The organism is Prevotella intermedia ATCC 25611 = DSM 20706 (assembly GCF_001953955.1).
GTDB classification, from domain to species: Bacteria; Bacteroidota; Bacteroidia; order Bacteroidales; family Bacteroidaceae; genus Prevotella; species Prevotella intermedia.
The window spans coordinates 34,443-59,578 of the sequence record NZ_CP019300.1 but is presented as its reverse complement, the minus strand read 5'-3'; the positions used below and the strand labels follow the sequence as shown (position 1 = coordinate 59,578).

At 44.5% G+C, this 25,136-nt stretch carries 20 protein-coding genes; 13 read left to right on the top strand and 7 right to left on the bottom strand.

Annotated features, from left to right (window positions below; all coding sequences use genetic code 11):
* Nucleotides 1-32 precede the first annotated feature (32 nt).
* From BWX39_RS00270 to BWX39_RS00215, 11 genes are all read left to right on the top strand, one after another.
* The gene (locus BWX39_RS00270; protein WP_028905334.1) at nt 33-2,216 is read left to right on the top strand and encodes an amidohydrolase family protein; all 2,184 of its coding nucleotides are present in this window, start codon (nt 33-35) and stop codon (nt 2,214-2,216) included.
* A 153-nt stretch (nt 2,217-2,369) separates the two neighbouring features.
* Nucleotides 2,370-4,361, top strand: a complete 1,992-nt coding sequence (locus BWX39_RS00265; protein ID WP_028905335.1) for a ComEA family DNA-binding protein — start codon at nt 2,370-2,372, stop codon at nt 4,359-4,361.
* A 525-nt stretch (nt 4,362-4,886) separates the two neighbouring features.
* Nucleotides 4,887-5,498, top strand: coding sequence for a hypothetical protein (locus BWX39_RS00255; protein WP_028905336.1), 612 nt, complete (start codon nt 4,887-4,889; stop codon nt 5,496-5,498).
* A 13-nt stretch (nt 5,499-5,511) separates the two neighbouring features.
* Nucleotides 5,512-6,069 (top strand): cob(I)yrinic acid a,c-diamide adenosyltransferase, encoded by a 558-nt coding sequence (locus tag BWX39_RS00250; protein ID WP_028905337.1) that lies wholly within the window; start codon nt 5,512-5,514, stop codon nt 6,067-6,069.
* Between the two features lie 55 nt (nt 6,070-6,124).
* Nucleotides 6,125-6,346 carry a DUF2795 domain-containing protein gene (locus tag BWX39_RS00245; protein WP_024998468.1) on the top strand — a complete coding sequence of 74 codons (222 nt, stop codon included), beginning with the start codon at nt 6,125-6,127 and terminating at the stop codon, nt 6,344-6,346.
* Between the two features lie 132 nt (nt 6,347-6,478).
* Nucleotides 6,479-7,417 (top strand): PorP/SprF family type IX secretion system membrane protein, encoded by a 939-nt coding sequence (locus BWX39_RS00240; RefSeq protein WP_051129497.1) that lies wholly within the window; start codon nt 6,479-6,481, stop codon nt 7,415-7,417.
* 9 nt (nt 7,418-7,426) lie between these two features.
* The gene (porK, locus tag BWX39_RS00235) at nt 7,427-8,917 is read left to right on the top strand and encodes a T9SS ring complex lipoprotein PorK/GldK (RefSeq protein ID WP_014709420.1); all 1,491 of its coding nucleotides are present in this window, start codon (nt 7,427-7,429) and stop codon (nt 8,915-8,917) included.
* Nucleotides 8,917-9,717: a type IX secretion system motor protein PorL/GldL gene (gene porL, locus BWX39_RS00230; protein ID WP_014709419.1), complete on the top strand. Its 801-nt coding sequence runs from the start codon at nt 8,917-8,919 to the stop codon at nt 9,715-9,717. Before porK ends, porL begins: the two co-directional genes overlap by 1 nt.
* 110 nt (nt 9,718-9,827) lie before the next feature.
* Entirely contained in the window at nt 9,828-11,417 is a 1,590-nt protein-coding gene (gene porM, locus BWX39_RS00225; RefSeq protein WP_014709418.1) for a type IX secretion system motor protein PorM/GldM, read from the top strand.
* A gap of 77 nt (nt 11,418-11,494) precedes the next feature.
* On the top strand, nt 11,495-12,544 hold the full coding sequence (porN, locus tag BWX39_RS00220; RefSeq protein ID WP_028905339.1) for a type IX secretion system ring subunit PorN/GldN: 1,050 nt from the start codon (nt 11,495-11,497) through the stop codon (nt 12,542-12,544).
* 98 nt (nt 12,545-12,642) lie between these two features.
* Complete coding sequence (locus tag BWX39_RS00215; RefSeq protein WP_028905340.1) at nt 12,643-13,263, top strand: porin family protein; 621 nt, start codon at nt 12,643-12,645, stop codon at nt 13,261-13,263.
* Between the two features lie 353 nt (nt 13,264-13,616).
* Here the strand turns inward: BWX39_RS00215 and BWX39_RS00210 are convergent, their stop codons facing one another.
* Genes BWX39_RS00210 through BWX39_RS00200 form a run of 3 tightly spaced genes read right to left on the bottom strand, consistent with a single transcriptional unit; the run spans nt 13,617 to nt 17,808 of the window.
* A complete protein-coding gene (locus tag BWX39_RS00210) occupies nt 13,617-16,307 on the bottom strand; it encodes a TonB-dependent receptor (RefSeq protein ID WP_028905341.1) in 2,691 nt (896 codons plus the stop codon).
* Between the two features lie 17 nt (nt 16,308-16,324).
* Nucleotides 16,325-17,263, bottom strand: a complete 939-nt coding sequence (locus BWX39_RS00205) for a FecR family protein (RefSeq protein ID WP_028905342.1) — start codon at nt 17,261-17,263, stop codon at nt 16,325-16,327.
* A complete protein-coding gene (locus tag BWX39_RS00200) occupies nt 17,260-17,808 on the bottom strand; it encodes an RNA polymerase sigma-70 factor (RefSeq protein WP_028905343.1) in 549 nt (182 codons plus the stop codon). Before BWX39_RS00200 ends, BWX39_RS00205 begins: the two co-directional genes overlap by 4 nt.
* Nucleotides 17,809-18,101: 293 nt before the next feature.
* Here BWX39_RS00200 and BWX39_RS00195 point away from each other — a divergent pair, with 293 nt between their 5' ends.
* Together BWX39_RS00195 and BWX39_RS00190 are read left to right on the top strand one after the other, a co-directional pair.
* Nucleotides 18,102-18,944 carry a DUF3737 family protein gene (locus BWX39_RS00195; RefSeq protein ID WP_028905344.1) on the top strand — a complete coding sequence of 281 codons (843 nt, stop codon included), beginning with the start codon at nt 18,102-18,104 and terminating at the stop codon, nt 18,942-18,944.
* Between the two features lie 18 nt (nt 18,945-18,962).
* Nucleotides 18,963-20,135, top strand: a complete 1,173-nt coding sequence (locus BWX39_RS00190) for a MalY/PatB family protein (RefSeq protein WP_028905345.1) — start codon at nt 18,963-18,965, stop codon at nt 20,133-20,135.
* 470 nt (nt 20,136-20,605) lie between these two features.
* On the opposite strand, the gene trpS is transcribed toward BWX39_RS00190, so the two are convergent.
* The 4 genes from trpS to gltX form a co-directional block, all read right to left on the bottom strand.
* Nucleotides 20,606-21,703: a tryptophan--tRNA ligase gene (gene trpS / locus BWX39_RS00180; protein ID WP_028905346.1), complete on the bottom strand. Its 1,098-nt coding sequence runs from the start codon at nt 21,701-21,703 to the stop codon at nt 20,606-20,608.
* A gap of 84 nt (nt 21,704-21,787) precedes the next feature.
* Nucleotides 21,788-22,285, bottom strand: a complete 498-nt coding sequence (locus BWX39_RS00175) for a DnaJ-like cysteine-rich domain-containing protein (RefSeq protein ID WP_028905347.1) — start codon at nt 22,283-22,285, stop codon at nt 21,788-21,790.
* Nucleotides 22,282-23,544, bottom strand: a complete 1,263-nt coding sequence (locus tag BWX39_RS00170; protein ID WP_028905348.1) for a 3-deoxy-D-manno-octulosonic acid transferase — start codon at nt 23,542-23,544, stop codon at nt 22,282-22,284. Before BWX39_RS00170 ends, BWX39_RS00175 begins: the two co-directional genes overlap by 4 nt.
* Nucleotides 23,545-23,580: 36 nt before the next feature.
* Nucleotides 23,581-25,098: a glutamate--tRNA ligase gene (gene gltX, locus BWX39_RS00165; RefSeq protein ID WP_028905349.1), complete on the bottom strand. Its 1,518-nt coding sequence runs from the start codon at nt 25,096-25,098 to the stop codon at nt 23,581-23,583.
* Between the last annotated feature and the right edge of the window lie 38 nt (nt 25,099-25,136).

The following is a 25,136-nucleotide window of genomic DNA, read 5'->3' as shown; positions in this document are numbered from 1 at the left end:
AGAAAATGATAATCAAGAATGATAATTAAGCAATGAAATACCATTCATATTTTGCGTATCTACTGACAGACTTACTTTCCCTTTCTTCGTATCAAGAAGGAGGGGAGGTTAGTGTCGGTGATATTAGGCGTCGTTTGATGCTAATTGCACGAAAACATGATACAACGATTCCTGACCATTATCTAAGGCTTGATGCATACTATTCATTTCAGAACATAGAAGAGAAAAGTCAAATTTTCACGATAGGTCTTACTGAACTTGCAGATGCTTTCTTAGAGTACCGATATAATCGAGTGTACGTCAAAGCTGAAAAGTTTAATGAATGGCAATATCTGATAGCATATATACCTCCTATGTTGTTGGTTTGTGCTTATATTTTCAAAAAGGGTCAATTCTCAAGTCTGGAACTTACATCGAGCTCTTTCTATAACCAGTCTATAGCACCCAATTTGCGTTATACGAGTTTTGTGTCACCATATATTCGGCAGATGGAAGATTTAAAAAGGAAGTATAATGGCTTCTGCGATCTTCATATCCATCTAAATGGAACTATAGAAACCGATTCGGTTTGGCTTGATGTTCTGAACCATCCTGACAATGTTATTTACGAGATGTATTGTGCTGAAAAAGAGGAATTAGTTAAGGAACAATATGAACAGTTTGATAATTGGTCACGCCCAGATAGATTTAAAGAACTGATAGAGAAAGCGATTAAACTCAGAGAGGAACTTTTCTATGAGTTATGGAAGAAAATTCCTATTTTTATGGATTTTACTCGCCAATCGGAAAGTATTTTCTATATTACTGTCCTTCACTACTTGTGTTTATATCCTGCTAACGAAGAGGTGGCAAAGAAATTTCATCACTATCTTCTCATTTTGGGTCTTACTAATTCTATACTTGTACAGCAACCAGAATGTTTTGGTTTTGAGCAATTTCAAAAGTACACTTCGAATAAGTTGCGAGACTTCAGTGAACAAGAATACGAACAACGTTTTTTTCAGTTGGCAGGAAATGAACTTAATAACCTTAGAACTATTGAAGGAAGATTTTCTCCTAAAGATACAAAGGATAAAAACAATAACTTGATAGATAAAATACGAAGAGGCTGGGAAAAGCTGAATACAGCACAAAAGAACTTAGAGATTTCCAACTCAGAACTTCGCCTTGTTGCACACTTTATAAAGAAGAAAGATAAACAAAAGGGGGATATTCGCTTTCAGGCATTGCGTGCCGACATGAAAAAAAGAGGTGAAGTGCTAATGTCAATGTGTATGAGTGGAAGTAAGAATGGGAAATCCATTGTTGGTATTGATGCTGCCGCAAGCGAGTTTGATACTCCACCTGAAGTTTTTGCACCTGTTTTTAGGAGATTCCGTGAAAAAGGATTTCGGCATTTCACGTATCATGCAGGAGAGGACTTCTACCACTTGCTTGGTGGACTGCGCGCCATATACGAAGCCATAGATTTCTTAGATCTACAACGAGGAGACAGAATAGGACATGCAACAGCTGCTGGTGTAAGTCCTAAAGTTTGGCATAAAAATGTTGGCGATAAGATTATTGTTCCTAAAGGTGCATATATGGACGATCTCCTTTTTGCATATTATTTGGCTAGTACTGAGGAGGGAAGTGCTTTACGACCACTTATGCCACAGATTTCAATGCGTGTTATGCAACTTGCGGGGGAAATATATCCAGGTAATGAGAATATTGAGGCTTATATATCTGCATGGAAAAACCGGCAGCTTGATATTGTAGAGTTGGACAAGCAAAATAAATTAATAGAGTACCCTTTATTGAAAGAATATCACAAGAAAAATTGCGTTAAGAAGTATAATGAGAAAATAGAGGTAGACATCTATGAAGTTCTTGATGAAGCTGCCTTGCATGAAGCACAATTAGCGATACTAAAGTTGATGCACAAGAAAGAAATTGTGATAGAAACACTACCTACAAGCAATGTACTTATTGGAAATCATCGCCAATTTTGTACCTACCATCTGTATAATTGGCTCAAATGGGAAGACGAAGGAAAAGCCATTCCTCCCATTGTGCTTGGTACAGATGATGCAGGAATATTTGCTACCAATATATATAATGAGTACTGCCATATTTTCACATTACTGGTATACAAATATGGTTTTTGTGTTAATAGGGGATTAGACTTTATTAGAGAACTAAACTATAATGCAGAAATCTATGCTTTCGATTAAGCCTGGTTCTGAAAGTTACCAAGTTAAAAACATAGAGTAGGGGAAGTCGATAATTAGCAGGCGGAGCCATATCGTGTACTTTTGTGCAGTAATATCCATTATTTGCTTGATGGCGCGTAGGTGTTGAACATAATAATCTTTTACTTTTATGAAATGAGAAACTGTGTTTTGGTGTGTGTGTTTGCCTTGTTTTTCTTTGTTGTGAATGCGCAAGAGCAGCGCGATTGGCAGCGGCTGTATGACGAGTTGATGGTTACGGAGGAGCAGGAGGGACTGATGAATGAGGAAAATTACGATTTGCTGTGCAGCTTGGCCGAGCACTCCATTGACTTGAATAAGGCAACACGCGAGGAGTTGGAGCAGCTTCCGTTTCTTACGGCTACACAGGTGGAAGACATTTTGGCTTATATTTATCAGTATCGTGGTATGCGGTCGGTGGGCGAACTGCTGATGATAGAGTCGCTCGATGCTGCAAGGAGCGAGCTGCTGAGCTATTTTGTAACAATAAAAGTAGACGAACAGCGGCATTTTCCTACGCTTGCTACGATTTTAAAACGTGGAAAACACGATGTTACCCTTACGATGAAAGTACCTTTTTACGAGCGGAAAGGCGATAAAAACGGCTACTTGGGCTACCCTTATACGCACTCGTTGCGCTATAAATTTTCTTATTCCGACTATTTTCAAGTTGGTCTTGTCGGAGCACAAGATGCTGGCGAGCCTTTCTTTGCCAACCGAAACACGCTTGGTTACGACCATTACAGCTTTTATGTAGCGGTGCGCAAGTTGGGACGTATAAAGTCTGCCGTTGCAGGACGCTATAAGGTACGGTTCGGGCAGGGTCTTGTTATCAACAACGATTTCAGTTTTGGCAAAACAATGAGCCTTCTTTCGCAAGGGCGTTCCTACACGGCTGTTCGTCCACACTCATCGCGTTCTCAAGCCAATTATCTGCAAGGCGGGGCTGCAACAGTGGCTTTGACACGCCATATCGACTTGTCGGCGTTTGCATCTTACCGCAAGAACGATGCTATACTTAACGACGATGGCACAATCCGCACGCTGCTGAAGTCGGGTTATCACCGCACGCCCACCGAGATGGAGAAGAAAAACAACATTTCGCAAACAACTTTCGGTGGCAATTTGCAATGGGGAAACTATGGTTTTCGTGCAGGTCTGACGGCACTGTACACACATTTCGACCGCCCACTGATGCCCAATACTGCGCAAATCTACCGTGCCGATTATCCACAGGGCTACGATTTCTGGAATGTGGGCGTGAATTACGGCTACGTGAATCCACGATGGAGTGCGAACGGCGAAACGGCAATGGGAGGCAACGGAGCTGTTGCCACTTTAAACAGTGTGTCGTTTCAGCCCTCAAAACGGTTGTCGCTGACTGCCATTCAGCGATATTACGGTTCTCGGTATTGGGCACTCCACGCCAATGCTTTCAGCGAGGGCGGACAGATGCGCAACGAGATGGGTATGCTGATAGGTGCGAATTGGACTGTAAACCGCTTCCTCACCCTTGCGGCTTATACCGACTACGCCTATTTTCGTAAGCCACGCTATCGGGCATCGGCAGCAAGCAGTGCGTGGGACAACTATATTTCGGCTGTTTACACCCGCGGAAACCTTTCGTTTTTAGCTCGTTATCGACTTAAAATTCGGCAAAAAGACAATGCCGACCACACAAAATTAATCAATGAACATACGCAGCGAGCATGTTTTGCATTCACCTATTCGGGGTTGAACTGGGATTGCAAAACGCAGGCAGACCTTGCCTACAACCACCATAAAAGCAGTAGTTTCGGCTATATGCTAAGCGAATTTGTTGCTTGGCAACCTCTTTCGTGGCTTCAAACCTCAGCAAATATCGGTTATTTCCACACTGCCGACTTCGCTTCTCGCCTGTATATCTACGAACGCAGTATGCTTTACAGCTTTAGTTTCCCTGCTTTCTATGGCGAGGGTATTCGTTGGTCGGTGTTTGCCCGTGCCAATTTGCGCAAGAAACTGTCTGTATTGCTGAAGGTAGGTACTACACACTATTTCGACCGCAAGCATATTTCGTCGGGCTTGCAGCAAGTGAACCGTTCAGAACTGACCGATGTGGAAGTGCAACTGCATTGGAAAATTTAGCACGAGTTGCATTTGCACGAAGGATACGATAGGCTTTGGAACTCTTGAAAATTGGTGAAAAGAAGATGATAATGGTGTAAATATTTTTTGCAAGAATATTTGTTGTGTAACTTATTATTTATCAGCGTGTTGCAAAACCTATTGTTTGGCGTTCCAAAAGCGTAGGTTTTGCACGGTAAAAGCGTATGTTTTGCGTTGCAAAAGAGCCGCTTTCGCAATGCCAAATCGAAATTATCATTTTTCTAACGAATTATATTTACAAAATGGAGGCGGTTTTATCCAAAAACTGCTGCTGTTTCGTAGGGGTATGATTCATCTACAATACGCTCTTTTTCGTGTATTTTAGTTCCCGCCATAAGTAACGAGATAGAAAGCGTTTCCTCTGATAATATTCTGTTGAACCAATTCTAAACTCCATTTTATCAATATTCAGAAGCAACCGCTCGAATTGTTAGTCTTTCACAAAAAAGCAGTTTAACTTTTCTGTTTTCATTATTTTTTGTGTAAGTTTGCATTGCTATTGTAATGACACAACGAAATATTTTACCATATAAGATAAAGGCTTTGGTGGTGTGGCTGCAACGAATGAAGCATATTCAGGGGTTTGGCATTCAGTCGCCATCGGCTTTTTCGTTTGATAGGAAGGTGATAAACGACCACACTCCCTATCCCATTTATGCTGAACTGAAGCGAGTGGGCAACACCCTGACGGCAGTAGAGCGCAAGAAAGCACGACTGTTGTATCGGATAAATCGCTTTGCCGAAGCCGATAGGTTTTGCTTCTATCCCACGAAGTTGCCTGCTTACGAAAGCTACATCAAGGCTGCGTGCGAGAAAACATTGGTGGAAGAGGCGAAAACGTTAGGCGAGGAGGGCGAAGGCACTGCATCTGACGAGTTTGCCATATATTTCCTGACGGTCGGCGATCACTGCCAAACGTTTTACGAAAGGTTGCGGACAAGCATCAATGCGGAAAGTTTCGTTATCGTAGACGACATAAAGCGTAATGCAGAAACACGGGCATTTTGGCAGCAAATACTGGACGACGAGCGCGTGAGTTTCTCGTTCGACCTATATCATATAGGCATAGCCTTTTTCGACAAGCGACCTAAACAAAACTATATAATAAATTTCTAATAAACAAAGCGCAATGAGCAAAGTGTACACAAAGACAGGCGACAAGGGAACAACCAGTCTGATAGGAGGAACAAGAGTAAAGAAGAGCGATATTCGCATTGAATCCTATGGAACGGTAGACGAGCTGAACTCGTTTATCGGATTACTTGCAACCTATGTAGACGAAAAGGAAACCGCCGACCTTTTAGCCGAAATACAGAACGTACTCTTCAATGTTGGCTGCAATTTGGCTATGGGCGAGAGTTTTAAAAAGGAGATAAAAGAGTCGGTAGTTGCCGATGTGCTCATCGAACACGTAGAAAAAGCCATCGACAGAATGCAATCTGCCATTCCCGAACTGAAGAGTTTCGTTATTCCCGGTGGCAGTCGTTCGGCTTCAACCGCCCATGTTTGCCGCACGGTTTGTAGGCGTGCCGAGCGTCTTATCATAGCTTTAGACGAGAGTTCAGAGGTAGACAGGAATCTGATGGCGTATGTAAACCGCTTGTCGGACTACTTCTTCGTGCTTTCACGTTATTTAAACAATATCGAGAAAGTAGATGAAAAAATATGGCAAAATCCTTGCAAATAAGAAATAAAATAGTATTTTTGCACGCAAAATAAACTAAAGCAAATATTTTAAGCCTATGTATTGGACACTGGAATTAGCATCGAAGCTGGAAGACGCACCATGGCCAGCAACTAAAGAAGAGCTTATCGACTACGCAATTCGTTCAGGTTCGCCATTAGAAGTATTGGAAAACCTTCAGGAAATTGAAGACGAAGGCGATGTTTACGATAGCATTGAAGACATCTGGCCCGACTATCCTTCTAAGGACGACTTCTTGTGGAACGAAGATGAATATTAAGTTATTGAATTTAAAATAATGCGGACAACTCACCATTGCAATGCCCTTGGTGAGTTGTTTTTGTTTATTTTCTTTTGCAATCTTATTTTAGCGATTAATGCAATAATACACACAAACAGTCGTTATACATACGTGTTTAAACGCTTAATATCCATAATCAGCCTGTATGTGCTCGTCAGTGCCACCGCATTGGCGCAGTACGACGTGTCTTTCAGTCATTATTGGGAAATGGAACCTTACTACAACCCTGCTTCCGTGGGAAAGGAAAATCATCTCAATGTTGTTGGAGCATACGCCTTGGACTTTGCAGGCTACAAGAACAATCCGCGTGTAATGTACGTCGGTGCCAGTATGCCGCTCTATTTCATGAGGCAATACCACGGTGCGGGCGTGTCGATTCTGAACGACCAAATCGGACTTTTTACGCATCAGCGCATCGCTGGACAGTACGCTTTCCGCAAGAATCTTTTTGGCGGAATGTTGGCAGCTGGCGTTCAGTTAGGACTGCTATTGGAGAAGTTCAACGGTTCTAAGCTTGACCCAGAAGATGCCAACGACCCTGCCTTTGCACGCGCCGAAGTGAACGGACAGAGCATAGATTTGGGCGTCGGACTTTACTATATACGCAATAATTGGTATGTTGGTGCATCTGTGCAGCATCTGAATGCGCCCCTTGTAGAATTGGGCGAGAAGAACGAACTGCAAATAGATAAAACCTATTATTTGACAGGTGGATACAATATAAAACTAAGAAATCCGTTTCTTACTATACCAACCTCTGTTATGGCACGTTACGACGGTAACGGTTATCGGGCAGATATGACTGCACGACTGGTCTATACAAACGAGAAGAAAGTGCTGTACGGTGGTGTGTCTTACAGTCCAAAAAACTCTGTAACGGCATACGTCGGAGGAAGTTTCCACAACATCAACGTTGGCTACAGTTACGAAATGTACACAGGTACAGCCGACGTGGGCAATGGAAGCCACGAGTTGATGGTGAGTTATCAAACTGATATAAACCTGCAGAAGAAAGGACGGAACAAACATAAAAGCGTAAGATTTCTATAGAAACAAAATATGAAGATGAAAAAAAATATATTAGTTCTTTGCCTTGGCATTGTTATGCTTGGCACACTCTCTGGCTGTTTTGCTGGGAAATCGGCTTCAATGTCGGGCAGGGGAGGCGAAGTAACTGGCGTTGGCGGCGGTAAACCTTTCCGCGAGCCTACTCCTTACGGTATGACCTTGGTAAAGAGAGGTTGGCTGAAAATGGGTCTTTCAGACCAAGATAGCCTTTGGGGCAAGAACACACCGGTAAAAGACATCTCGGTAGACGGTTTCTGGATGGACGAAACAGAAGTTACGAACTCTGAATATAAACAATTTGTAGAATGGGTACGCGACTCTATCCTTCGCACACGCCTTGCCGATCCAGCGTACGGAGGCGACGAAACCTATATGATAACCGAAGATAAGAGTGGCAATCCTGTTACTCCGCACTTGGATTGGAACAAACGATTACCACGTAAACCCAACGAGGACGAGCAGCGAGCTTTCGAGAGTTTGTATACAACAAACCCTGTTACGGGCGAGAAGAGTCTTGATGCCAAGCAGTTGAACTATCGTTACGAAATCTATGACTATACTACGGCTGCACTTCGTCGCAACCGTTTGAATCCAGCAGAGCGCAATTTGAACACCGATATAGAGGTAGACCCAGAAGAGGTTGTGATGATTTCAAAGGATACTGCCTACATCGACGATGAGGGTAATATACATCAAGAAACCATCAATCGCCCATTGTCAGGCCCTTGGGACTTCTTGAATACCTATATTGTAAATATATATCCCGATACAACTTGTTGGGTGAACGACTTCCGTAACTCTGATAACGAAACCTATTTGCGCAATTATTTCAGCAACGCCACCTATAATAGCTATCCTGTTGTGGGCGTTACATGGGAACAAGCCAATGCTTTCTGCGCTTGGCGTACCGATTATTTGCTGAAAGGTTTAGGCAGGGAGGCACGTTTTGTTCAACGCTATCGCTTGCCGACCGAAGCAGAATGGGAATACGCTGCACGTGGAAAGAATCAGGACGAGTTCCCTTGGGAGAACCAAGATGTGAAGAGCGGAAACGGCTGCTTCTATGCTAACTTTAAGCCCGACCGAGGCAACTATACCAAGGACGGCAACCTTATAACCAGCAGAACAGGTATTTACAGTGCCAATTCGAATGGTCTTTACGATATGGCGGGCAATGTAGCCGAATGGACAAGCACCGTTTACACCGAGGCAGGAGTAAAGTCTATGAACGACTTGAACCCACAGTTGGAGTACAAGGCGGCTAAGGAAGACCCCTACCGACTGAAGAAAAAGAGTGTGCGTGGCGGTAGTTGGAAAGACCCTGAAAGCTACATTCGCAGCGCATGGCGTACTTGGGAATACCAAAATCAGCCACGCAGCTACATCGGTTTCCGTTGTGTGCGTAGCTTGGCAAGCTCTTCGAGCGAGGCAGCAAAAGAGGCAAAGAAAAGTAGTAAGAAAAGAAAAAAGAATAGAAAGTAATGACACGATACAGCAAATACAACATTATATATCGTCTGCAGAAGTGGATTGATACCGTTCCGGGACAGACTTTCCTGAACTATGGTTATAGTTGGGGTGCCTCAATCGTTATTTTGGGTGCATTGTTCAAGCTCACCCACCTCCCAGGAGCTAACATTTGGCTGTTCTTGGGTATGGGAACAGAAGTCGTGGTGTTCTTCTTGTCTGCTTTCGACCGACCTTTCGACAAGACAGACGACGGTAAAGAAATTCCAACACACTTCCAAGAGGACGATGAGGAGATAGAAACTGTTGGCATAAATACAAAGGGCAACGTTGCTTCTGTACGCCAAACAGTTGTTGCTACTGATGCAACAGCCGAAGAAGTAGCTCGCCAAACTATGCCATTGGCTGACCAAATAGCGGCTGCAGTGGTTAATCAGCAAAGTCAAGTTATTGCTAATGCCGAGCAGCAGACGCCTGAAATGGTAGAAGCACAGACCAATTATGTTGATGCGCTGAAGAGTTTGACCGAGATGTTGGGTAAGGTGAACGACCAAAGCCAACGTCTTACACGCGACAGCGAGGAGATGGAAAACCTCAACCGTACGCTTACGGGCATCACCAAGGTTTACGAAATGCAGTTGAAGGGTGCGAGTCAGCAGATTGGAACCATCGACCAAATAAACGAACAAACCCGCAAGATGGCGCAACAGATAGAGCAACTCAACAAGGTTTATGCCCGAATGATAGAGGCAATGACTGTGAATATGCGTGTTGCATCGCCTGCCGTTCCAACGCAACCTACAACAGAGGAATAAATCTAACGTGCGTTCGTCTGTCCCAAAATATAGCAAATAGGCTATATAAACATAGCAAACAGGTTATGTAAACACAGCAGACGCGCGGCATAATAATAGAAAGATATTACATGGCAATCATAAAGAGAAAGGTTTCCCCACGCCAGAAGATGATTAACTTGATGTACGTCGTCCTCATGGCAATGCTTGCGTTGAACATCTCGACGGAGGTTCTCAACGGCTTTTCCATTGTCGAGGAGAGCTTGAATCGTACTACGGGAAACTCTTCTATGGAGAATAAAGCCATCTTTGATGAGCTTGAGCAGATGATGCAGAAGAATCCTGAGAAGGTGAAAGCATGGTTTGCAATGGCTTCAACAGTGCGTAACATGAGCGATTCGCTCTTCAATTATGCGCAGCAATTAAAGATAGACATCGTAAAAGAAGCCGATGGGCAAGATGGCGACCCATTAAACATTAGGAACAAAGAGAACCTTGAAGCTGCAGGAATTGTTATGTTGGCACCTGGAACAGGACAAGGGCACAAGCTCTACGATGCTATAAACAGCTATCGTGAGCGCATTCTCAATTTTGTAACCGACCCATTGCAGAAGAAAATCATAGCAAGCAACCTTTCAACTGCTGTTCCACACCATTCATTAAACAAGAATTGGGAGGAATATATGTTCGAGAATATGCCTACATCGGCTGCCGTAACGTTGCTTTCAAAACTGCAAAGCGATATTCGTTATGCTGAAGGCGAAGTTCTTCACACCCTTGTTGCCAACGTGGGGCTGAAAGATTTGCGTGTGAATAAGCTGCAAGCGTTTGTCGTGCCAAGCCAGACACGCCTTTATCCTGGCGAAACACTTACGGCACAGATGCTGATGGGTGCTGTCGATTCTACCCAACAGCCACAGGTTTATGTGAACGGACAACTCATTCGAGGCAACAAAATCACGCTGAGAGCAGGTGCACCAGGCAAGCATACCATCAGTGGCTATATGTTGATAAAAGACCTTGCAGGCAACGTAATACGCCGAAACTTCAAGCAAGACTATTGGGTTACGGGCGGTCCAAAACCTGAACGCTACATTAGTCCTGACGGAATGCAGCAGGTACCAGCCTTTGAAGGTGTGGCAACGATAGCTGCCGACTTGATGAATGTGCTTTACGCAGGTTTCGACAACCCTATAACCATCAGTATTCCAAATACAGGTCAGAACGATGTTCAAGCCTCTATGTCGGGTGGCTCCTTAGTTTCTCGTGGCGGTGGTAAGTTTATTGCACGTCCAACGTCAGTCGGAAATCCTGTAACCATATCTGTCTCAGCGAAGGGAAGAAAGATAGGAGAGTACAAGTTCCGTGTGCGCAAGTTGCCTGACCCAGCTCCTTACATTGCCATGGGGGCTGACCGTTTCAAGAGTGGTGCATTGTCGAAGGCTGCTTTGATGTCGGCTTCAGGCATACATGCTGCTATCGACGATGGCTTGCTCGACATTCCGTTCAGCGTAACAAGTTTCCGCACGGTGTTCTTCGACAACATGGGTAATGCTGTACCGTTGGCAAGCAATGGCTCACAGTTCTCTGCACAGCAGAAAGAACAGTTCCGCCACCTTAGCCGAAACAAGCGTTTCTACATTACCAACGTTGTTGTTCACGGCCCTGATGGCACTACCCGTACGCTCAATGGACGAAACATGGAAGTGATAGTGCAGTAATAATAAAACGAAGATTAATTATTAGTTCTGCTTCGGCATAGCAACCGTAGTTAGAACAATTATTTAAGATACAGAAAATGAAACGAATATTCTTGATAGTATGTGTTGCCGCAGTTGCAATAAGCACCTTTGCTCAGCCTGCTCGCCGTAGAGCAGAGCAACAAAAAGGCACTCGCTCGAATGCGAACACCATAACAACGCGTGCGCAAATATCATTCCCCACCTCTGCTCCGATGGAGGAAGATGTGGTTTGGCGTCGCGACATCTATCGTGAACTCAATCTCGTAGAAGATGCCAATGCGGGCTTGTATTATCCAACAGAGCCTGTTGGCTCGCAGATGAACCTGTTCTGCTACATCTTCAAACTCATGATGATGGGTCCTCGCAATGGTGGTATCAGCGCATATGAGTATCGTATGGACGGCAACGAAGTCTTTACCGACTCGGCACGCATAAAGCCTTTGCAGTTCTTGGATAACTATCATGTTTACTACGAACGTACCGACCGTGGCATTCGACTTGACAATAGCGACATTCCATCGGCTGAGGTGAAAGGCTACTACTTGAAGGAAAGTGCCTATTACGACCAAGGAACATCGACATTCCACCGCAAAGTCATTGCGCTTTGCCCTATCATGTACCGTGCCGATGACTTTGGCGATGGCGAAGTAAAGTATCCTTTGTTCTGGGTGAAGTACGACGACTTGGCACCATTCCTCTCAAAGCAGACCATTATGACGAGCAATCTGAACAATGCTGCTACCATGAGCGTGGAAGACTACTTCACGATGAACCGTTACCAAGGTAAGATTTACAAGACCAACAATATGCTCGGCAGAACGCTTTCGCAGTATTGCACTACTGATTCTGCTATGATAAAGGAGCAACGAAAGATAGAAAATGAACTACTTGCGTTCGAAAAGAACATCTTTGGCGATGCTCAGAAACGTGATAGTGTAAACAGTATTGCTGCCTCGAAGGAAGATGCAAAGGCTGTGAAGAAAACCAATCGGCGCACACGTCGCAGTGCTGAAACCACCACTGCCCGTCCGTCTCGCCGTTCAAGTTCTTCGAGCGGAACGTCTAACAATGCGGCTCGCGTCAGCGTGCGTCGCCAACGACATTAAAAGATAATGAAAACGAGAGACTATAAATAATTAATTGTTGTATGCCTTTGCAGCTTCTATTTTGGAGTTGCTCAGGCATTTTTTTAATCTTTTAAGTTATGAAGAAAGTAGTATTATTAACACTCCTTACTTTAGGATTGTTTGTTTCAACCTCAGCAAACGCGCAAGGCGTTAAGTTCGGTGTTAAAGGTGGCTTGAACGTTACCGACATGAATCTTGACAGTAAACTGCTCGATAAGTCAAACTGTATGGGCGGTTTCATAGGTCCAACCATCAAGTTTACGCTCCCAGTTATCGGTTTGGGCATCGATGCTTCGGCTCTCTACGACTTCCGTGAGGCAAAGGTTACCGACCGTGCAAATCAGGAAAAATCAGTGAAGCAAGAGCAATTGTCTATCCCTGTGAACGCTCGCTACTCTATTGGTTTAGGTTCAACAGCCAGTGCTTTCCTCTTTGCTGGTCCACAGTGGAGCATCAACATTGGCGATAAAGATTTTGAATGGACAAAGGGCAGCAGCTATTCTTTCAAAGACAGCAACTTCAGTGTGAATGCAGGTCTTGGTGTAACCCTTATGGACCATTTGCAAATCAGTGCAAACTACAACATTGCTATGGGTAAGACTGCTGATGTGAAGGCTCGTGACGTAATGACAGACCTTACAGAAAAAGCAAAGAGCCGCACTAACTCTTGGCAAATAGCTGTTGCTTACTTCTTCTAAGCACTGTTTTATTGTATAACGAAATAAGCGGGTGTGCCGAATAGAATTTCTGGCACACCCGCTTTTCGTTTCCAATATATTTAAGATTCCCTTTCCTCCGTGCTTTCAACCCCCGTACGCATATAGGTTTGAGAGTGTTTTTCCAACCCTTTTCCTTGCACCTGACAATGGTTTGCAACCGTTTGGAAGTAAGTTTGCTGAATTATTTACGTGTAAGTAATTTCTTTTCTACGTGTAAGTAAATATTTCTCTACACGTAAAGAAATATTTATTTACGTGTAAATAATTCGTGCGATTGCGTATTTTCTTGATTGAGCGATGGTTATAACAAGAGAAAAAGGAACGCTAAGGACTTAGAATTTATAGGTTATCGCACCAAAAGGAATGCAGCCACCGTTCAGTTTATAAGAGAAGTTGAACGACAGTTCCTTTTTCGATGGATTACCGATGAGGTTGTAAAGTCCGAAGCGGAGGAAGAGTTTAGAATTCTTAAACTCCTTTCTGAATGCATAGCTGGCATCTATTCGGTGGCGTGTAGGCTCTCTTTGCGTGCGGAAAGTTTCGAGTTTGTTGTTTTCGTCGCCGTAAAACGAATCGTAAGGGAACTTGCCTGAATAGACTGTACCGCCGACCGTGAAGGTGGAATGCTTGCAAAAATCGTATGAAACGAAGGCATTCACCTCGTGAGGAAGGTCGAACAGCGATGGTATCTTGCCTAGTTTGGGCAGTTCGGCATACCATTCTCGGCTTTTGGAGAAACCGTATGAAAGCTGCCAGTTGAAGCGATGCCAACGGTTGTACATATAAATGTTTATGCCATAGCTTTCTCCGTTGCCCACCATCATATATTTATCCCACTGGCTGTCCTCTATAAACGAGTTTGGACGGAGTGCCAGCAGATTGTTGCGACGCTTGTAGTAAGCCGACAGTTCGATGATTCCTGCGGGCAAATAGTATTTCCAACCTACTTCGTAATGTGTTGCCGTCAAAGGCCTGAAGCCCTTTATGCTTGGCATAATGAAGTCGAACGGAGCCGAAATATTGGAAACAAGTACGTGGTGGAAGTATTGTTCCATACGCAGGAACGTAAGGTAGAACAGGTTTTTATTGCCTGCTATTGCCTTCACTGTAAGGCGTGGTTGCAGGCTTTGATAGTTGCGGTAGTGTTTGGGAGCGTACAGCACATAGTGCAAACCTACTTGTGCATACAGCCACTTCGTAAAGGATACGCGGTTATCAAAGAATGCCGACAGCTGTTTTATGGGTTCTTTGACGTTATATAAGCCTTTTCCGAAGCCTGCAAGTTGGTATTGTTCCAAGTTGGTTTTTACTCCCCAGTCCATCTTATAGTTCTGACTCAACTGGTAGGTAAACTCCGTGTTGGCATAGAAATGCTTCGAACCGCTGGTAACAGACTTGTCTGCACGGAGTATGAACGCTTTTGCATCGGCACTGCTGCTGTTGTAACTGTATGCTATTGCTGAAGAATTGGTGAGTCGGCGATTGATAATGGTGTTGAATTGCAGGGTGTACAGTTGCGTATTCCACTTCAAAACCGCATTCTTGTATTCATTGTTGGGTTCTTTATATTGGTCGTTGGAGTTGTAGACAGACAGTTTCAGCATCGTAACCGAGTCCAAATCCCACGATAGTTTCGCATTGAAATCGTTGAAGATGTGCGTAGAATACTTGTTTGAATTGAAATACTTGTCGAACAAATCGAGCCAGCTTCGCCTTGCCCCCACCAAGTACGACAGTTTGTTCTTGACGATTGGACCTTCTGAAACTGCCGATGCTGCTGTTACGTCGAACGATGCTGTGTGTTCAAACTTGTTCTTGTTGCCGTTGCGGAGCTTCACGTCCATTACTGACGAGAGGCGTCCTTCGTATTGCGTGGGTATATAGCCATTGTAGAACGACACCGACTTGATGGCATCGCCATTGAAGATTGGGAGCAAGGTATTGAGGTGGTTAGGGCTGTAAAGCGGAAATCCTTCGAGTAATGTAAGGTTCTCATCGGTTCCGCCTCCTGCAACATTGTAGCCCGTGTTGGCACTTGCGAGCGATACACTTGGCAGTATTTGTATCTGCGAGAATAGGTCGGAATTGCTGAACGATAGCATATTAGAGGGTGCAACATCGCTCATTTCCTCCTTGCTCTTGCGCCGTTGTATCTGCACAGTTTTTATCTGATACGGTATAGCCTTCAGTGTGATGGTTTTCCTTGTGTTGTCTTGCATATCGAGCGTTTGCTCGTAAGACGAATAACCCATATAGGAAACAACCAATTGGTTTATTCCTTTGTTGAGCATAAGGCAGAAAACGCCATTCTTGTCGGTCGCTGTTATGGCTTTTACGCCCTGTTCATCGACTATCTTGACAGTGGCACCGAGTAGCTTTTCGCCTGTTCCTTCTTCCTCTACGACGCCTGTAAGGAAAACGTTTTTCGCCTTCTGAATGTCGATTTTCAAATGTCTGTCTGCGCCAGCGATGAGCTTATACTCGTAATCTTTCAGCAAAGTAGCGATGAGTTGCTTCACCGTTATCTTTCCATAACGTTGAAACTTCACCGTCCTTGTAAGGTCGATTTGCTTTGAAGGATAGGAGAGGGCTATTCGTCCCTGTTGTTTGATAAGGTTGAACCATTGTTCCACCGTTGCAGGTTGCGTGTCGATGGAGAGTATAAAGTCCTCGATGGGCGTTTCGTGCTTGAGTTCTGGAGGGCTTTTCTTTCCTTTTATCTGGATAAGCAGCTTGCGATTGGCTAACGGTACAAGGTTGTAGTCGTATTCTGCCAGCACAATGTCGAGCAGTTGCGATACCTTTATCTTTCCCGAAGTTTTGATATTAACTTTCTGCTGTAAATCAATTAATGCGGCATTGTATGAGAGTGTAACCTTTGCTTGTCGTTCAATGTGTTGAAACCACATATGCACAGTGGCAGAAGAAGCATCTATTCTGATGACTTCTCCTGCCACTGTATTTTGTCCATGTGCCACCATCGTGGCAAGTAGGAACACGATTGATAAAAGCAATCTTGGCATTTATCTCATATTAGTTGTTATTTGTGCATGCGGAAATGGATAGATGACACGATTTCATATTGGCAGTTGCAAAGCATTGCAAGCTCGGCTACTGCTTCTTCGGGACTCTTGGTGCTAAGCTTGGTTGTGATTCTGTTGCCTACAAGTCCCTTGCCCATTTCTATTCGCACGTCCATTCCTTTCTCTATCTCCTTTATTGCTGTTTCCAAAGGAGTGTTGTTGAATACAAATTCCTTTATATTGTCCTTTGTGTTGTTTTGCTTTTTTGCGATTAACTTGCCATTCTTGTGTACAGCAGTTTCACCTTTGGTAAGCGTAACAGCTTGCGAGTCAGCGGTAACGCGCACGCGTCCTGTTGCTACGGCTACGCTTTCAGCTCCTTCCCGTTCAGCATTTACGGTAAAAGATGTACCCAATACCTCTACTTTTAAGTTGCCTGCCTCAACAGCGAAAGTGTTTTCACCGTGCTTAACATCGAAGAAGGCTTGTCCTTCAAGTGCTGCAAGGCGTTTCTCGTCTTGTTCTTTAAATGTCAATGATGCTCTTGGGGCAAGCGTTACACTCGAACCGTCGGGCAAAGTAACTGTATTTTCGATTGTAGAGTTGTTCGCAAACTGTGCTGTTGCTGCGTTTACGAATTGTTGATAGGCAAATATGCCTATACCAATGAGCAGTAAGAGCGATGCTGCGATGCTGAATACCTGTCGTAAAGGCAGCGTTCTTGCACGCTGTGTAGTGCTTTCAGACAATTGGTTTTCTATCTTTTTCCACGCTGCTTCTGCGTCGAATTCGTTTGTCGGTGCTGTTTCTACCTGCACCATTGTGTTTTGTAGTATGTCAAATTCTGCTCTGTTGGCATTTTGGTATGCCATCAAAGCCATCTTTTCTCGCTCTGCAAGTGGTTCTCCTGCAAAGTATTTACCCAGTATTTCGTCTATTTCAATTAAGTTTTTCATAAGTTTGTTGCGATAGATATAAATAGTATTACTGTTGTAACAACAGGATTAGCGGCAATGTAAGCTCTGATTATTTTAATAGCTTTGCCTATATGGTTCTCTACTGTCTTTTCAGAGATGTTCAAATGTGCAGCAATTTCTTTGTATTTCATCTTTTGTAGCTTGCTCATTGTGAATACTTCTCTGCATTTTGGTGGCATTTCCTGCAACACTTTCTCCAGCAATTGCTTGTAGTCGGTAGTGGCAACGCTTTCCGAATCTTCTGCAACGAGTGTCAGTGTGCTATCGTTATGCGATATTTTTTCGTATGTTTTGTTGGCGTTCAAGAACGTTAAGCAATTGTTGCGTATAGCTACTTTCATGTAAGCGAGCATTTCCTCTTCGGGCAAACAGTCTTTCTGTTTATCCCACACGCTTATGAAAAGAGCCTGAACGATGTCTTCGCAGTCGTCTCTGTCAGCAATATAACCGTTTGCTATCTTGCATAGCATCGGGTAATATTTCTTGAATCGCAGCTTAAATTGTTCTTTTCTGTTCTCACTCATTGTACTTGAAGGAGTTCGACAGCTATGTCTTAACCACTCCTAAACGGCAGTACAAAGATACTGCAAATACTTTTATTTCCATTCTTTTTTATGTTATAAAATATTTTTCCTTTGTTTTTCACTTTTAAAACAGCGTAAACTTAAAAACCCCTATTGTTTTTTCACTGTTTATTAACATGATTTATTATTGTGCTGAAATTATTTCGATGTTTTCCAATGGATAATATTTTATTTCTTTGTATATTTGCATACATAAAACAAACTAATAGTTTCAAAAAGGAAAAAATCAAGATATGGAAATAGTAAAAGATAAGAAATATGGGGGCGAACGCCCTCTGTTTGGCGTAAAGAACTTACGCATGGAGAATATTGAGATAGTAGATGGCGAGTCAGGCATCAAGTGTTGCGAGAATTTAGAGTGCCATAACTCTCGCTTTTATGGCAAATACCCTTGGTGGCACGTAGACAAGAGCCTTATAACCAACTGCTATTTTGCCCCTGGTTCGCGCTCTGCGATTTGGTATGCCAACGATATGGTGATGAAAGACAGCGTCATTGATGGCCCAAAATTCTTCCGTGAAATGAAGAACCTTGAGTTGGAGAACGTTAAGATAAACGATGCCGATGAGACATTTTGGAAGGTTGATGGTCTGAAAATAAAGAATGTGGAGTTGCACGAAGGCACTTATCCTTTTATGTTCTGCAACAATGTGTATGTAGACGGACTTGTTTCGGACGCCAAATACGTATTCCAATATTGCAAGAATGTGGAAGTACACAATGCAAAGATTGTAACAAAGGATTCTTTCTGGGAGTGCGAGAACGTTACGGTGTACGACTCTGACCTCGACGGAGAATACCTTGCATGGCACAGTAAGAATGTAAAACTTGTGCGTTGCCATATCAGCGGCGAGCAACCGTTGTGCTATCTCGATGGCATAACATTGGAAGATTGCACTTTCGATGCTGCTTGCGACCGTGCATTCGAAGACAGTCGCAACATAAATGCACAGATAAAAGGAACCATCAGCGAAATAAAGAACCCTATTTCGGGCAAGATTGTAGCTGAAAAGGTAGGCAAAATAACTTACGACGAATATGCGAAAGGCAAGGATTGCATAATCGAAGAGAAGTAGAATAATGTAGGAGGACTTATGGGAAAATATAATTTCGACGAGTTTGTAAACCGCCGTGGCACGAACTCTGTGAAGTGGGACGAGGAAAAGGAAGACGGAATTATTCCGCTTTGGGTGGCAGATATGGACTTTTTGGCTGCTCCTGCCATTCGTCGGGCAGTGGAAGAACGCGCCAAGCACGGTGTCTTTGGCTATGCCATTGTGGGCGACAGCTATTACGATGCTATAACAAACTGGTTCAAGCGTCGCCACAATTGGGCGATAGAACGCGACTGGATAATCTACACTACAGGCGTAATACCAGCCATCAGTGCAACCATACACGCCTTGGCAATGCCTGGCGAGAAGGTACTTATACAGACACCAGTCTACAATTGTTTCTATTCTTGCATTCGTAATCAGGGCTTGCGGGTTTTGGAAAGTCCGCTGAAACGTGAAGGCAACACGTATGTGGTAGATTGGGACGACTTCGAAGCGAAGTGTGCTGACAAGAAAACCACGCTGTTTCTGCTTTGCAACCCCCACAATCCCGCAGGTCGTGTGTGGTCAAAGGACGAGTTGGCACGTATGAACGAGATTTGTATGCGCCACGATGTGAAAGTGATAAGCGACGAAATTCATTGCGAGCTGATAATGCCTGGCTATGTTTTCACACCGTTTGCCACCGTGAACGCCGACTGCCAACGCAATAGTGTCGTCTTCAATTCGCCTACCAAGAACTTCAACATCGCGGGTTTGCAGATTGCCAACATCATCTGTGCCGATAAAGAATGGTACCGACGCATTGACCGTGCTATCAATATCTTCGAGGTATGCGATGTAAATCCGTTTGGTCCGTTGGCTCTTGAGGCGGCTTACAACGAGAGCGAGGACTGGATAGACGAGCTTATGCCTTACATTGCGGACAACTATGCGCTGCTCAAAGATACCTTCGCAAAGGAAGTACCAAACTATGAAGTACTGAAATTGGAGGGCACTTACTTGGCTTGGGTAGACATTCGGAAGAGTGGTTTAACAGCCAACGCACTGACCGAAAAGCTGCTTCGTGAAGGTAAAGTGCAAGTAAACAGCGGTGTTATATACAGTAAGAACGATGGCGAAGGCTATATCAGAATTAACCTTGCTTGCCCACGGGCTACATTGCAAGAAGGATTGAAACGCATCGTAAGCGTGTTGAAAGCCTGCGAGTAACGCAGAAGCAGTTATGAAATAATAAAAACAGCTCTCAAACTTCCTATATAAAGTTTGGGAGCTGTTTTTAGTAAAGGTCAGACCTGTGTTTTTGGGGAACAAACAAAGCTGTGTGGAGAGATAACTCTATTGTTTAGATGCTCTGAAAGGTCTGAGTTTCTTATGTGTTACTTTGCCTTTTCTGCATTGTTTTATGTGTGGGGAAAAGGCTACAGAACTGTAAATATTTTTCCAAAGAACAACTCTTGCTTAACTTATTAATTATCAATGCGTTATAAAACCTATTGTTTTGCGTTGCAAAAGCGTAGGTTTTACACGGTAAAAGCGGCTCTTTTGCCGTCCAAAAGAGCCGCTTTCGCAATGTCAAATCGAAATTATTATTTTTCTTCAGAATTATCTTTACAAAACCAAAGCAAATTTTCGGTCTTTGCCTTGCATTATAAAGAGGAAATTAATCCTCTGCAGCGGTTTTACTGATTTGCCTTTTGCTTGAACTTTTCGGCTTGGCTACGGATAAGTTCCGTATCGTCGAAATAGTTTATCTGCATTGCTGCTTTCACCTCCGAGAGGGTCTGTGCTGCCGTCTCGCGTGCTGCCTCAGAACCTTTTTTCAAGATGTTGTAGATTTCGGGAATGTCTTGTTCAAATTCCTGACGACGTTTGCGAATAGGGGCTAACATCTTGTTCAACACGCTGTTGAGCAGTTTTTTGCACTTCATATCGCCAATTCCGCCTGCTGTGTAGGCAGCTTTCAGCTCGTCGAGTGTCTTGAATTCTGGCCAAAATTCGGCAAAATCGTCGTCGGTAGAGAATGCATCGAGATAGGTAAACACGGCGTTTCCCTCTACGTGTCCGGGGTCGGAAACATTCAAGTGCGTAGGGTCGGTGTACATACCTTTCACCTTTGCCCATACCGTGTCGGCATCGTCGGAAAGGTAAATGCAGTTGCCAAGACTCTTGCTCATCTTTTCCTTGCCATCGGTTCCAGGCAAGCGGCGCGCCGTTGCCTTTTCGGGGAGCATAATAGTAGGCTCTACCAGCACTGGCGCATATATCTGATTGAAACGGCGAACAATTTCGCGTGCCACCTCCAACATCGGTTCTTGGTCTTCGCCAGCAGGCACGGTGGTAGCCTTGAAGGCTGCAATGTCGGCTGCTTGCGATACTGGATAGCTGAAGAAACCCATCGGAATGTTTGCCTCGAAGTTGCGCATCTTGATTTCGGTCTTCACTGTTGGGTTGCGCTGCACGCGGCTAACACTTACAAGATTCATAAAGAAGGTTGTAAGTTCCGATATTTCGGGTATCTGACTTTGTATGAAAAGCGTGCACTTCGTAGGGTCAAGACCAGCCGAAAGGTAGTCTAATGCTACTTCTATGATGTTCTGACGAATTTTTTCTGGGTTTTCTGCGTTATCGGTAAGTGCCTGTACGTCTGCCATAAATACAAACATCTTGTCGAAGTCGCCAGCGTTCTGGAGTTCCACACGGCGGCGCAACGAACCGACATAATGCCCCAGATGCAGCTTACCTGTGGGGCGGTCGCCTGTCAAAATTATTTTTCCCATTTCTTTTTTATCCTTTCTTTGCAAGCTACGCAGCCGTATCTTGCTATTTAGTTTGCTTGTTGTGTACTTTTTTAAAGTCGTTGTTTATCGGTCTACAAACGTTGTGTCGTTGTTCCGTTTTTGCTCGCGACGATGGGGAACCACTGTGTCGCGCACTTCTTCCTCTATATCGAAACTTGGTGTAGCCACCGTGTCGATGGGCATTTCCATTGTCGGTTCTTGTTCCATTTCGTATGGAATGGTGTCTACCGTTGTAGGCGTTGGGTCGGGTGCGGTAGGGTTCGGACGCAGCCAAAGGAAGTAAGCACCTATTCCGAGTGCAATGACGAGCAAGCCAATAATAATTCCTATGAGTATGATTCGGTTGTCGGCTTTCAGCGAGATGCCCTCTATGGTTTCCTGAATGTTGTCGTTGGGTTGTTCAAACGGCTGTTCGTCGGTTGGAACAGTGCCTGAAACGATGGGCAGTGTAACCTCTATGATGCCGTTGCAATGAGGGCATTGGCATTCAATAACCTGTCCTTCGCCAGCCTCTACAATGAACTGTGTGCCGCAGTTGTCGCACGTTATTTGATATTTCATAACTTAATGCTTGAAAAAACTTTATCGGTTGCGCCCGATAGCTTCTTTACATAGTTGTTGGCAGCTTCTTTGCTTTGTTGCAGATGCACTTTGTCGGAACTGAATTTCTCCATAGTCTGTGCAAAAGTTTCGTAGTCGCTCACCTCGAAACCGCCTCCTGAAGCAAGCAAGCCTTGTGCTTCGGCAAAGCGTTTGTTGTTTGGACCGAAGACGACGGGCATACCCCAGACTGCCGCTTCCAACACGTTGTGAATGCCAACGCCGAAACCTCCGCCCACGTAGGCTACATCGCCGTAATGGTAAATAGACGATAGCAGCCCGAAGCAGTTGATAATGAGCACGTCGGCATCGGCAATGTCCGTTTCGGTTGCCTCTGTATAGAGCACTGTTTTCTTTCCTTTCAGCAGCTGCAATATCTGTTGCAAATGGCTTTCAGCGATAACGTGGGGCGCAATAATGAGCTTCCAGTCGTTGTGTTCGTTGAAGTATTTAATGAAAATCTCTTCGTCGGGCAACCACGAAGACCCTGCCACGAACACTGGACGGTGCTTTTCGGTGTTGCCTTCGTCAGACTTTGTTTCTCCGTAACCTATAAACTTCTCTACCAAGGGTAGGTGCTTGCTGGCTTCTTTAATCTGCAATACACGGTCGAAGCGTGTATCGCCCACCACCGTAACGCTGTTTATGCCGATTTTAGCCAAGAGTTCTTTGCTTAAATCGTTTTGTACGAAGAAGTGGGAGAAGCATTTCAGCACGGCAGCATACTTCTTTCCGTAAGGTCTGAAGAAGATTTGGTCGGGGCGGAAAATGCTCGAGACGCTGTAAACGGGTATGTTGCGGTGGCGCAATATGTGCAAATAGTTATACCAAAACTCGTATTTAATGAAGAAAGCCATAACAGGTCGCACCGTGCGCAGGAACTTTCGTGCGTTCGCCACCGTGTCGATGGGCAGATAAGTTACGATGTCCGCCTGTTCGTAGTTCTTTCTCACCTCATATCCGGAGGGCGAAAAGAATGTTAGGAGTATCTTGTAGTCGGGGTGTTCCTTCTTTATCTTCTCGATAAGCGGGCGTCCCTGTTCGAATTCGCCTAAGGAAGCAGCGTGAAACCAAATGTATTTTGCGTTCGGGTCTACCTGCTTTTGGAGCACGCCAAAGGCAGCACGCTCGCCCGTCCACATCTTCTTCACCTTTTCGTTGAAGTGGCTGTAGAGGGCAATGCCAGCCTGATACGCATACATTATTATATTGTATAACATGGCTTTCCTTATTTGCGAATTAGTGCATGGTGCGTTTTATCCTAACACTTCGATGGCTTTGTGCAAACGATGCAAGGTTTCTTCTTTGCCAAGGAAAGCAGAAATGTCGAACATTCCAGGGCCTTTGCCGATGCCAACAAGGGCAAGACGGAAGGCGTTCATTATATCGCCGAGGTTGTAGCCTTTCTCTTCTACCCACTTCATGACGATGGGTTCTTGTCCTTCTACGCTGAAGTCGTCGATGTCGGCTAACACTTGAGAAAGCTCACCCATCTGTTTTGCAGAGTATTCCTTCCAGCGTTTCTTTGCTGTCTTGGCATCGTATTCGGTTGGAGGAATGAAGAAGAACGAGCAAAGGTCCCAAAGTTCGTGTACGAAGTTTACACGGTCTTTCATCATGTGAACCACCTGTGTAACCTGTTGCATCGTTGCGTCCACTCCGTTATTTGCCACGATAGGTGCAAAAAGGTGTGCTATTTCCTCGTCGTTCTTGTGCAATATGTACTCGTGGTTGAACCAAATGCCTTTCTGATAGTCGAATTTGGCACCGCTCTTTGAACATTTCGTGATGTCGAAAGCCTGCACGAGTTCGTCGAGTGTGAAGAGTTCCTGCTCTGTTCCTGGGTTCCAGCCCAAGAGAGCGAGGAAGTTTACAACAGCCTCGGGGAAGTATCCGCTTTCTCTGTAGCCAGAACTAACCTCTTCGGTCTTAGGGTCTTGCCACTCCAATGGGAATACGGGGAAGCCCAAACGGTCGCCATCGCGCTTGCTGAGTTTGCCTTTGCCTTCTGGTTTCAGCAATAACGGAAGGTGAGCAAAGCGTGGCATGGTGTCTTCCCAGCCGAAAGCACGATACAACAGAACGTGCAAGGGTGCGCTTGGCAACCACTCTTCGCCACGGATAACGTGGCTTATCTCCATTAAATGGTCGTCCACGATGTTGGCAAGATGGTAGGTTGGCAACTCGTCGGCACTCTTATAAAGTACCTTGTCGTCGAGTATGTCGGTCTTGATGCACACATCTCCACGAATCATATCGTCTACGTGAACATCTGTTCCTGGTTCTATCTTGAAACGAACAACATACTGTTCGCCGTCTTCTATCAGCTTTTCAACTTCTTCTTTTGCAAGTGTGAGCGAGTTGCGCATCTGCATACGGGTGCGGGCATCGTACTGGAAGTTTGCAATCTCGTTGCGTTTAGCTTCCAATTCTTCAGGTGTGTCGAATGCAATGTATGCTTTGCCTTCGTCTAAAAGCTGGTTTACATACGTCTTATAGATGTCGCGGCGTTCACTTTGACGGTATGGGCCATGCTTGCCGCCGAAGGTTACACCCTCGTCGAACTTTATTCCCAGCCAATTGAATGCCTCTATGATGTATTCTTCAGCACCGGGAACAAAACGATTTGAGTCTGTATCCTCGATTCTGAATACCATTTCGCCTCCATGCTGATGTGCAAAGAGGTAGTTATACAATGCTGTACGTACGCCACCAATATGCAACGGCCCAGTAGGACTGGGTGCAAAGCGTACTCTTACTTTTCTTTCTGCCATTGCTTAAATCAAAATTTTGTGCAAAATTACTGATTTTT